Annotated in this window: 7 protein-coding genes; 6 read left to right on the top strand and 1 reads right to left on the bottom strand. The window is 68.6% G+C overall.

Translation table 11 applies throughout. The features are described 5' to 3' along the window. From QMX80_RS15865 to QMX80_RS15840, 6 genes are all read left to right on the top strand, one after another. On the top strand, nucleotides 1-852 hold an 852-nt coding region (locus tag QMX80_RS15865; RefSeq protein ID WP_282278085.1), incomplete at its 5' end, for a FecR domain-containing protein. Nucleotides 853-1,009: 157 nt separating this feature from the next. After that, nucleotides 1,010-4,192, top strand: a complete 3,183-nt coding sequence (locus QMX80_RS15860; protein WP_282278083.1) for a TonB-dependent receptor — start codon at nucleotides 1,010-1,012, stop codon at nucleotides 4,190-4,192. A gap of 88 nt (nucleotides 4,193-4,280) precedes the next feature. Continuing rightward, a complete protein-coding gene (locus QMX80_RS15855) occupies nucleotides 4,281-5,534 on the top strand; it encodes a TlpA disulfide reductase family protein (protein WP_282278081.1) in 1,254 nt (417 codons plus the stop codon). Beyond that, nucleotides 5,518-7,659 (top strand): thioredoxin family protein, encoded by a 2,142-nt coding sequence (locus QMX80_RS15850; protein ID WP_282278079.1) that lies wholly within the window; start codon nucleotides 5,518-5,520, stop codon nucleotides 7,657-7,659. Before QMX80_RS15855 ends, QMX80_RS15850 begins: the two co-directional genes overlap by 17 nt. 53 nt (nucleotides 7,660-7,712) lie before the next feature. Then, nucleotides 7,713-9,071, top strand: coding sequence for a pitrilysin family protein (locus tag QMX80_RS15845; protein WP_282278078.1), 1,359 nt, complete (start codon nucleotides 7,713-7,715; stop codon nucleotides 9,069-9,071). Next, the gene (locus tag QMX80_RS15840; RefSeq protein WP_282278077.1) at nucleotides 9,068-10,411 is read left to right on the top strand and encodes a pitrilysin family protein; all 1,344 of its coding nucleotides are present in this window, start codon (nucleotides 9,068-9,070) and stop codon (nucleotides 10,409-10,411) included. Before QMX80_RS15845 ends, QMX80_RS15840 begins: the two co-directional genes overlap by 4 nt. Before the next feature lie 198 nt (nucleotides 10,412-10,609). On the opposite strand, the gene gloA is transcribed toward QMX80_RS15840, so the two are convergent. Then, nucleotides 10,610-11,137, bottom strand: a complete 528-nt coding sequence (gene gloA, locus QMX80_RS15835) for a lactoylglutathione lyase (protein WP_282278076.1) — start codon at nucleotides 11,135-11,137, stop codon at nucleotides 10,610-10,612. Nucleotides 11,138-11,468: the final 331 nt, after the last annotated feature.

Below are 11,468 nucleotides of genomic sequence, written 5' to 3'. Positions count from 1 at the left end.
GCCGACGCGGCCCGCGCCGGGGCGCGCGCGCCGGCGGCGCGGCGTCCGCGCCGGCGCCTGCGCTGGTTGGCCGCGGCGGCGGTGGTGGTGTGCGCCGGGCTGCTCGGCCGGCAGCTGCTGCTGGCTCCGCCCACGCAGGAATACGCCAGCGCGATCGGCGAAGATCGGCGCATCGCCCTGGACGACGGCTCGGTGGTGCTGCTGGCGCCGGCTTCGCAGATGGTGGTGGAATTCTCCGCCGGCGCGCGCGACATCCAGCTGCGCCGCGGCGAGGCGACGTTCGATGTCGCCCATGACACCGCGCGCCCGTTCCGCGTGCATGCCGGCAGCAACACGGTGCAGGCGGTGGGCACGCGCTTCACCGTCAACCGGCTGCCGTCCGGCACCCTGGTGGCGGTCAGCGAGGGCAGGGTCAAGGTAATGGCCGCCCGGGAGGGATGGCTGGAGCGGTTGTGGGAGCCGGAGGGCGAGGTGGTCGGCGCCGCTGGCGGTCCCGTCGAATCGCTGGGCAAGCCGGCCGCACTGTCCGCGGGCGAGCAGGCGCGCATCCCGCAGGGCCGGCAGTCGCTGGTGCGCATGCCGCTGGAGAAGCCGGTGGAGACGCCGCAGGGCGCGCGTCGGCTCAGCTTCCGCAACGACACGCTGGCCGACATCGTGGCCGAGTTCAACCGCTACAACCAGCGCCAGATCGTGGTGGGCGACGAGCGGGCGCTGCAGCAGCGCTACAGCGGGGTGTTCAATGCCGACGACACCGAGTCGTTCCTGCAGTTCCTGGAATGCTGTTCCGCACTGCGGGTGGTGCGCGAGGACGGCCGGGTGCGGGTGGCGCCGGCGTCCTACGGCAGGCAGTAGGGTCGGCGGCCCGCGTTTTCCCCGTTCAGTAAAATATTTTCGGCGCTGAGTACCCTTTCGGCCCCTTTGGACATACGGATGTAACAAGAGGCCGGTTGCGCATGGCGTGCAGGCGGTGTCTCGATCCATCCGTTGGTTCAATCGGGGATATCCGCCCATGGGGTCTCGCAATAATTTCCGCAAGAATGTGCTGGTCCAGGCAATGGCGCTGGCATTGCTGGCTGGCAGCGGCGCCGCGCTGGCGCAGCAGGCGCAGGAACAGCCGGCGCCGGCTTCCACCCAGCTGGCCCGTGAGGTCGATATCCCGGCGCAGCCGCTGGCCACGGCGCTGGAAGCCTTCGCCCAGCAGACCGGCATGCAGGTGGTCTACGCCGCCGGCGCCACCGCCAATGGCGAGCGTTCGGCCGCGGTGAGCGGCCTGGCGACCCCGGCCCAGGTGCTGGAGCAACTGCTCGCCCCGACCGGCCTGGAGTACCGCTTCGTCAACGACAACACCGTCACCGTGCGCCCCCGCGGCGGCGCCCAGGCCGCGCCCACGGAGGCGGGCGGCGCGCGCGCCGAGACGCTGGAGACGATCACCGTCACCGGCACCTACCTGAAGAACATCGACCCGGCCTCGCCGCTGATCGTGATCGATTCGCAGTTGATCGAGAGCCGCGGCTACGCCTCGATCGAGGACGTGCTGCGCAACCTGCCGCAGAACTTCTCCAACCGCACCAGCGCCGCGCGCGTATTCGGCGAGAACGAATACGGCAACGGCCGCCTGGGCGACGGCGGCGTCTCTGCGCTGGGGTCTTCCGGCGCCAACCTGCGCGGCCTCGGCAGCCGTTCCACCCTGATCCTGGTCGATGGCCGCCGCCGCAGCGGCTCGGCGCAGTCCCAGGGCGGCTACACCGACATCTCCTCGATCCCGGTCTCGCAGGTCGAACGCATCGAGGTGCTCAGCGACGGCGCCTCGGCGATCTATGGCTCCGACGCGGTGGCCGGCGTGATCAACATCGTGCTGAAGAAATCCTACGACGGCACGACCCTGCAGCTGCGCCATGAAAATTCCGGCAGCAATGCCGATGTCAGCCGGGTGGACCTGGCGCACACCTTCGGTTTCAGCGAAGGCCATCTGTCCGTCGCCGCCGGCATGGATCGCAGCTCGCCGGTGGACATCCTGCGCTACATCCACGCCGGCCCGCAGGGCAAGGGCGACTTCAGCGACCGCAACGGCACCAACGTGCGCACCCAGAACAAGGGGCAGCCGGGCGTCGTGTACGAATCGGAAGACTGGGGCATCGACTATCACTTCATGGGCGAGCCCATCGGCGTGATCCCCGGCGGCCAGAACGGCAAGAACCTGGATCCTGACAGCCTGCTGCCGTACGACCCGGCCACGGCGCCGTCGTTGTACGAGGTCGGCCGCGTCGGGCCGAAGGTGGACAACACCTATCTGCGCCTGGACGGCCTGCAGGTGCTGGGCAAGGACCTGGAGCTGAACTACGGCGTCAGCTACGCCCGCCAGGTCAACCGGGAAAGCTGGAAGCCGGAGCTGTTCGACTTCAACCTGTTCGAGGACGGGTTGAATACCTATGTGCCGGAGAGCAATCCCAACAACCCGTTCGGCCGCGACGTGCTGGTCGGCTATTCGTTCGCCCGCGAATTCGAGGGCATGCGCCTGAGCGAGGACCAGGAGCAGAGCAACCTCGACGCCCATGTCGGCCTGGATGGCAAGCTGCCCTTCGCCACCGGCTGGGATTACGAGCTGGGCCTGAGCGCCAGCCGCGAGAAGGGCACCAGCGTGGTGCTGGGCGACCTGACCGGCTCGATGGGCGAGGAGGGCTACGCGCGCACCCTGAAGGTACTCGAGGGCCTGAACGTGTTCGGCGACGGCAGCGACCCGGCCATCGTCGCCCACAACCGCGAGCTGCTGGAGAGCCTGGTCGAGCGCTACGCCTACCACTTCCAGTCGAAGGCCTACACCTTCGACGCGCTGACCCGCGGCGAGCTGTTCGCCCTGCCGGCCGGCAAGATCGAGGCCGCGTTCGGCGCCCAGTTCCGCGACCAGCGTTTCGACCACGAGAGCAACTTCGGCGAGCGCCTGGTCACCTCGAGCAAGACCCGTTCGGAGGCGCTGTTCACCGAAGTCGGCATCCCGCTGCTGAAGGACCTGCCGTTCGCCAAACAGTTGAGCCTGACCGTCGCCGCCCGCTACGAGCGTTTCGGCCAGGACGGCGACAACGCGCTGCGCAACTGGGCTGCCGGCCTGGACCAGCTCGGCGGCTTCGACATCGGCCGGCTGACCGGCACCACCGGCGACGGTGGCGACCTGTTCACCGGCAGCTACAGCCCGGTATCGCGCAGTTTCAGGCGTACCAGCCCGCTGGCCCGCCTGTCGTGGAAGCCGGTGGACCAGCTGCGCGTGCGCGCGACCTGGGGCGAATCGTTCCTTGTGCCGCAGGCGCGGCAGCAGTTCGGCCAGCTGACCCTGGACGACTACACCTCGCGCCTGCTCTTCAACGGCGTCGAGCTGCCCGACGGCGCCACCCGGCTGATCGCGCTCACCGGCCCGAACAGCAACCTCAAGCCGCAGGTCGCCACCGTCAAGACCTATGGTTTCGACTGGAGCCCGACGTTCGCCAACGGCCTGCAGCTGTCGGCCACCTACAACGACACCCGCTTCGACAACTACATCGGCGACCCGCTGTCGGGGCTGAGCTACGCGCAGATCTTCGGCAACTTCGCCGACCTGCCGTCGGGCATGTTCACCCTCGGCGAGAACGGGGTGATGCTGTGGGACAACCGCGAAGTGAACTTCCTCGGGCGGCGCTCGCGCAGCGTGGACACCTCCGCCAGCTACTACTTCGGCAACGACTGGGGCGACTGGCGGATCGAGCTCAATACCGTGCGCACCCTGGAGCTGACCGCACGCTCCCTGTCGGAGCTGCCGACGCTGACCTACTCGGACAGCGAACTGGGGCCGAGCAAGTGGGCCGGCGACCTGTCCGTGGGCTGGGAGAACGCGTCCTGGTTCGCCTCGGTGGGCAGCCACTACACCTCGGCGCACCGCGTGCTGTACCCGTTGTCGGCCGAAGCCACCAGCTTCAACGACTACATTCCCAATGAGCACCCGCGTACGCGGTCGGCGTCCTACACCACCTTCGACATGCAGGTCGGCTACCGCAAGCTGGAGCGCAAGGGGTGGCTGGGCGGCAGCACGCTGCGGCTGGGCGTGCAGAACCTGTTCGACCGCGACTTTCCGTTCGTGGACAACGCCTACGGCTTCGTGTCCAACCGCGTCAACGTGCGCGGCCGGGTGATCTACCTGGACTTCAAGAAGGAATTCGGCCGCTGATGCCGCGCGCCTGACCGTCGCTACCGCGGCGTACCGGCCTGCGTTGGCCGGTGCGCCGCACCGTATCTTTTTTCCAAGGATTTCCCCTATGAGCCTGTTCTCCACCTCCCTGCGGGCCAGCGTCCTGGCCGGCGCGGTCATCGCTACGCTGGCGCTGTCGGCCTGCGGCCGCGACGAGGCGCCCGCATCCCCCTCCAGCGCCGCACCCGCCGCCGACGCCCGCCAGGCCTTCACCATCAGCGGCAGGCTGGAAGGGTTGCAGGAAGGCCAGCAGGTATCGCTGCTGGTGCCCGCGCTGGCCAGCGACCCGACCAAGGTCGAGCCGATTGCCACCGCCACCGTGCATGACGGCGCCTTCGTGCTGACCGGCAGCGTGCCGCAGCCGGTGCCCGGCATACTGACCCTGGGCGACCATCGCACCGCACGGCTGGTGGTGGAGCCGGGCGAACTGCGCGTCGAAGCGGGTGAGCTGGGCCCGGTGGCGCGGGGCGGGCGCTATACCGATCTGGTCTACGGTTACCTGCAGCGTCCGGAGTATGTGGCCGCGTTCAAGGCCAACCGCGAGGCCAACGTCAAGGCCTTCAGCAACATCGATGAAACCGACGAAGCGGCGATGACTGCCGCGCGCGAATCCACGGTGCCGGCCGCGCGCAGGCTCGCCACGGTCAAGAACGACTATGACCGCGCCATCCTCGATGGCGATGCGCCGACGCTGGTCAAGCTGCTGGTGCTGTCGGAGAACTACGACTGGAAACGCTACGACGAAGCCCGTCGCGCGCAGATGGTGGCGGCGTTCCGCGCGGAACTGGGCGCGCACCCGTTGATCGTGTCGATGGAGCGTGCCGCGGAAGAGAACGCCAAGGCCCGGCAGTTGGCCGAAAAGTTCGGACCCGGCAAGCCCTACGCCGACATCCAGGCGGTGGGCGTGGACGGCAAGATGGTCAAGCTGTCCCAGGTGCTGGCGCGCAACAAGCTTGTGCTGCTGGACTTCTGGGCGTCGTGGTGCGGCCCCTGCCGCGGCGAGTTCCCGCACCTGCTCAAGGTCTACCGCGAGTTCCATCCGCACGGCTTCGAGATCTACGCGGTATCGCTGGACGAGGACAAGGCCGACTGGACCAAGGCGATGCACGAGGAAGGCGGCAGCGACGACCTGCCGTGGATCAACCTGCAGGCACCGGGCTTCGAGGGCGAGGCGGCGCAGGCCTATGGCGTGATGCAGCTGCCGCAGAACTATCTGATCGCCGGCGACGGCACCATCGTCGGTGTCGGCATGCGCGAATGGGACGTGGAACGCGCGGTGCGCGCTCAGCTCAGGAAGGTCGACGATGCGCCGGCGCGTTGAGGCCGTGAAGCGGCTGGGGCTGGCGCTGCTGGCGCTGTGCGGCCTGTTGTTGCCGGCCGTCGCGCTGGCGCAGGTGCAGGCCGAACTGGTTGCCGCCGACCGCTCCGTACAGCCGGGGCAGCCGGTGCAGCTGGCGCTGCGCATGCAGCACGATCCGCACTGGCACAGCTTCTGGAAGAACGCCGGCACCGGCTTGCCGACCCGGCTGATGTGGGAGCTGCCCGCCGGCTGGAGCGCCGACGCGATCCAGTGGCCGACGCCGGTGCTGGTACGCGACCGCGAGGGCAACATCACCGGCCATGGCTACGAAGGTCTGCTGTACCTGCCGGTGCGCCTGGCCGTGCCGGCCGGGTTGAAGCCCGGCACCGAGGTCGAGCTTAAGGCCCAGGCGCGCTGGCTGATGTGCGAGACCGTGTGCATTCCCGGCAAGGCGGAGCTTTCGCTGCGCATGCCGGTGCGCGCCGAGCCGCCGCAGCCGGACGAGGATGTGCGCGCGGCCATCGCCGCGATGCCGATGCCCGGCGCCAGCGAGGGCTGGCAACTGGCGGCCACCCGCGAGCAGGGAGGCCTGGCGCTGCGCGTGGCGGCGCCGACCGACATCGCCGAACTGCACTTCTTCCCGGCCGACGGCTTCGTTTCCTACAAGGTGCCGCAGACCATCGGCAACCGCGGCGCGCGCGCGCTGCTCAAGCTGCCGCTGGACGAGGCCGAGACCCTGCCGGCCGATGCCCGCCTGCGCGGCGTACTGGCCTACAACGATGTTTCAGGCACGTACCGCGGGGTCGAGGTCGACCTGCCGTTCGTGGCCGAGGCCGAAGCCGCCGCGCTGGTCAGCACCACGGACCTCGGGGCCGCGCCCGCGCCGGCGACGACGCCGTCCGCCACCGGCGCGACGGCCAGGGATGCGCGCCTGTCGTTGCTGGTGGTGCTGTTCGCGGTGCTGGGCGGATTGATCCTCAACCTGATGCCCTGCGTGTTCCCGGTACTGGGATTGAAGGTCGTGGGCTTCATCGAGCAGGCCGGCAGCGACCGCCGCAAGGTCAGCCTGCACGCGCTGTCCTTCACCGCGGGCGTGCTGCTGTCCTTCTGGGCACTGGCCGCGGCACTGGCGGTACTGCGTGAGGGCGGACAGCAGCTGGGCTGGGGCTTCCAGCTGCAGTCGGCGCCGTTCGTGTTCGTGCTGGCCCTGGTCATGCTGGCGTTCGCGATGAACCTCAGCGGCGTGTTCGAGGTCGGCGTGCGCGCCACGGCCATCGGCTCGCGCCTGCAGACGCAGGGGGGCGCCGCCGGCAGCTTCTTCTCGGGCATGCTCGCCACCGTGGTGGCCACGCCGTGCAGCGCGCCCTTCCTGGCCCCGGCGCTGGGTGCCGCGCTGGCGTTGCCGACCGTGCCGTCGTTCGTCGTCTTCACCGCCATCGCCCTGGGCCTGGCACTGCCGTACCTGCTGTTGTCGGTGTTCCCGCGCCTGGTGGGGCTGCTGCCGCGCCCGGGTGCATGGATGGAGACCTTCAAGCAGCTCATGGCCTTCCCGCTGTACGCCACGGTGGGCTATCTGCTGTGGGTGCTGGCCGGGCAGCTGCACGAGGCGGCCCTGCTCAACGCCCTGTTGGCGCTGGCGGTGCTGGCCTTCGGGTTGTGGCTGTATGGCCGCGGCACGCGCCCCGGCGCCCGCGGACACGGCGCGCGCCTGGCCACGGGCGGCGGCCTGCTGGCGCTGCTGCTGGCGGCGTTGCTGGGTTGGCCGCGCGCGCCGGCGCCGGAGCAACTGCAGTGGGAGCCATGGAGCGGCGAGCGCGTGCAGCAGCTGCAGCAGGAAGGGCGGCCGATCTACGTCGACTTCACCGCGCGCTGGTGCGCCACCTGCCAGGTCAACAAGAAGGTGGTGTTCGCCTCCGGCCGCGTGCGCGACTACTTCCGCCAGCATCGCGTGGCCGCGCTCAAGGCCGACTGGACCAATGCCGACCCGCTGATCACCGCCGAGCTGGAGAAATGGAACCGCAGCGCGGTGCCGTTCAACCTGGCCTATCCCGCCAGCGGCGGCGCCCCGGCCGAACTGCCCGAGGTGCTGACCCCGGAGATCGTGCTGGCCGCTTTCGACACCCCGACCCCACGCGGGCAGGAATGACTCCTGCCCGGATTTTCCCCGCGCCCCGCGCGCATTCCAAGAGAACGCAACGCATGATTTCGCCACGCCTGTTGTGCGCCGGCCTTGCGTTCGGCCTGATGGCAGCGACCGCTGCTTCGGCCGAACCGGTCAAGGTCAATGGTTTCACCCACGTCAAATCGCTCGATGGCATCGACGAGTACCGGCTCGATGCCAACGGCCTGAGCGTGCTCCTGCTGCCCAACCACGCCGCGCCGGTGGTGACCTTCCAGGTGACCTATCGGGTCGGCTCGCGCAACGAGGTGACCGGTTCCACCGGCGGCACCCACCTGCTCGAGCACCTGATGTTCATGGGCAGCACCCACTTCGACGGCGAGAACAACGTCGATACCTACCTGGACCGCGTCGGTGCCGGCTTCAACGCCACCACCTCGCTGGACCGCACCAACTACTACGCCACGCTGCCGCCGGCCGCGCTGGACGGTTACATCGCCATCGAAGCGGACCGCATGCGCGGCCTGCTGCTGCGCGAGAAGGACCGCCAGAGCGAAATGACCGTGGTGCGCAACGAATACGAGCGCAACGAGAACAACCCCAATGGCGCGCTGATGAAGCTGATGTGGGCCACCGCCTACAGCGCCCACCCGTACCACCACCCGGTGATCGGCTGGCGCAGCGACATCGAGAACGTGTCGATCGAAAAACTGCGTGCCTTCTACGACACCTTCTACTGGCCGAACAATGCCACCGTCACCGTCGTCGGCGACATCGACAGCGCCAAGGTGCTGGCCAGCATCGGCGAGAAGTTCGGCAAGGTGCCGCGTTCGCCGCATGCCATTCCCGAGGTCTACACCACCGAACCGGAACAGCAGGGCGAGCGCCGGGTGACGCTGCGCCGCGCCGGCGAGACCGGCACGGTGATGATGGCGTACAAGGCACCGGCCGGCGTGGACAAGGACATCCCGGCGCTGAACGTGCTGGAACTGGTGCTGCAGGGCGGCCGCAGCGCCCGCCTGCCGCGCGCGCTGGTGGATACCAGCAAGGCGGTGGCGGTGTCCGGCGGCATGTACCAGCAGCGCGATCCCAGCCTGTTCATGCTCAGCGTGGCGCTCGCGCCGGACGGCAGGCACGAGGACATTGAAAAGACCGTCCGCGACGAAATCGCCAAGGTTGCCCGCGACGGCGTCACCGTCGAGGAGATCAAGCGCGTGCTTGGTCCGTACCGTGCAGAGGAGGCCTACCGCCGCGACGGCACCGACCAGGCTGCCGATGCGCTCAACGAGTTCATCGCGATGGGCGACTGGACCCTGTATTCCACCGCACTGAAGGACCTGGAGAAGGTCACCCCGGCCGACGTGCAGCGTGTCGCCGGCAAGTATTTCACCGCAGAGCAGAGCACGATTGGCTGGTTCGTGCCGGAGAGCAGCAAGTGAACAACGCAAAACGCATTCGACTGATCCCGCTGGCGCTGGCCGCCCTGTCCAGCCTTGCCGCATTCGCCGCACAGGCCGGCGTCGCCGACACCGCCGTGCACGCCAAGGCCGCCGGCATCGGACTGATCGTCTACCCGATGGGGGTCAAGGACGTGGTCACCTTCACCGGCTCGATGCCGCTGGGTGATGCCTTCCTCGCCGCCAAGGCCGACAACCCGGCGGTGCCGACGCTCACCGCGATGCTGCTGGAAGCCGGCACCACCCGCCGCGACAAGTTCGCCATCTCCGACACGCTCGATGGCATCGGCGCGCAGCTGTCCTTCAGCCCCAGCGCCGCGCGCATCGGCATCTACGGCAAGAGCCTGAAGCAGGACCTGCCGACCGTGCTCGACCTGCTCGCCGAACAGCTGCGTGAGCCGGCGTTCACCGCCGAGGAGCTGGCCAAGGCCAAGGTGCAGCTGGAAGCGGCCCTGCGCCAGGCCAGCGACAACCCCGGCGCGATGGCCCGCGAAACGATGATGCTGAGCCTCTTCCCGGCCGGCAGCGTCAACGCACCGGCACCGCGCGAAGCCATGCTCAAGGCGGTGCCGCAGGTGACCCTGGAGCAGATCAAGGCCTTCCACGCCAAGTACTACGGCCCGGCGCACATGACCCTGGTGTTTGCTGGCGACGTCGATGCCAAGGCGATCGAGACCGCGGTGGCGCATGGCTTCAACGGCTGGAGCGGTGGCGTCGATTACCTGCGCGATGCACCGGCACGGCTGCCGGCCAAGGCCGCCGAGCACAGCATCGCGATGAAGGACAAGGCCAGCGTCAGCGTCTTCCTGGGCCAGGCCACCGGCCTGCGCTACACCGATGCCGACTACCTGCCGATGACGGTGGGCGTGGACGTGCTGGGTTCGGGCTTCACCGGTCGCCTGATGGCGGCGGTGCGCGCGAAGGAAGGCCTGACCTACGGCATCGGCGGCAATCTGCTGGGCAGCGACTACATGGACGGCGGCCTGGGCATCAGCACCACGTTTGCACCGGAGCTGATGGACAAGGGCATCGCCAGTACCCGCCGCGAACTGCAGCGCTGGTGGAAGGACGGCATCACCGCCGAGGAACTGGATGCGCGCAAGCAGGCGATGGTGGGCAGCTACCAGGTCGGCCTGGGCAATACCGACGGCATGTCGGCGGCGATCATCGGCACGGTCGAGCGTGGCGTGGGCCTGGCCTGGCTGGACAACTACCCGCAGGCGATCCAGTCGGTGACCCTGCAGCAGGTCAATGGCGCGATCCGCAAGTACGTGGACCCGCAGAAGATGGTGCTGGTCAAGGCCGGCACCTTCAAGAAGTAAGCCAAGCCGCAGCCGCTGCCAAGTGGTTCGACACCAGCAAACGCCGGCGCAAGCCGGCGTTTGCTGTTCATCAGCCGCCGCCGATGCAATCCGTTGCTACGTAGTCCGGGTAGGCGAAGCGCGCCCTGGCAGGTGCGCTTTTCAGGTCGCGCCTCGCCCAGGCAGGCAACAGCCCATCCTCAGCGTGTCGTGCGCGATTCAGGCACGCACGGTATTGGAAATGATCTCCACCCAATAACCGTCCGGGTCCTTGATGAAGGCCAGGCTCTTCATGCGGCCATCGCTCAGGCGCTTCTGGAACGGCACGCCCAGCTCCTCGAAACGCGCGCAGGCCGCTTCCAGTTCCGGTACCGATACGCAGATGTGGCCGAAGCCACGCGGCTCGCTGTTGCCGTCGTGGTAGACCGGACCGTCCTGGTTCTCGGTGCCGTGGTTGTGGGTCAGTTCCAGCACGCCTGGAATGCCGGCCATCCACAGGCGGCGCTGTGCGTCGTCCCCGGGCACCTGCGTGCCTTCCGGCACGTAGGCCAGGAAGTACAGGCTGAAGGCGGCTTCGGGAAAATCGCGCTGGTCGATCAGGCGGAAGCCGAGCACGCGGGTATAGAAATCCAGCGAGGCGGCGATGTCCTTGACCCGCAGCATGGTGTGGTTGAAGACGAAGCCGGTGGTTTCGACCGGCGGCTGGGCGACCACGCCGGGCTGCTGGCGGAGAGCGTTCAGGCTCATGGTGGTGCTCCTGATGGGTGGGGGAAACGCAATTCTAGAGGGCCGGCTCTTCTTCCACATGTCCACCAAAGGAAGGCCCGACGCGGCAGAGCCCAGCGACCCCTGTAGAGCGGGGCAACGCCCCGCTGGGGCATTACCGACGAAGTTCCCCGCCGGGCGTTGCCCGGCGCTACAGAGCCACAATCCCCATCGCCTTGTAGAGCGGGGCAACGCCCCGCTGGGGCATTACCGACGAAGTCCCCCGCCGGGCATTGCCCGGCGCTACAGAGCCACAATCCCCATCGCCTTGTAGAGCGGGGCAGCGTCCCGCTGGGGCATTACCGACGAAGTC

This window comes from Stenotrophomonas sp. PS02297 (assembly GCF_029959705.1).
Taxonomy (GTDB): domain Bacteria; phylum Pseudomonadota; class Gammaproteobacteria; order Xanthomonadales; family Xanthomonadaceae; genus Stenotrophomonas; species Stenotrophomonas nitritireducens.
The sequence above is the reverse complement of the archived record's forward strand: the minus strand, read 5'-3'. Positions and strand labels throughout refer to the sequence as shown.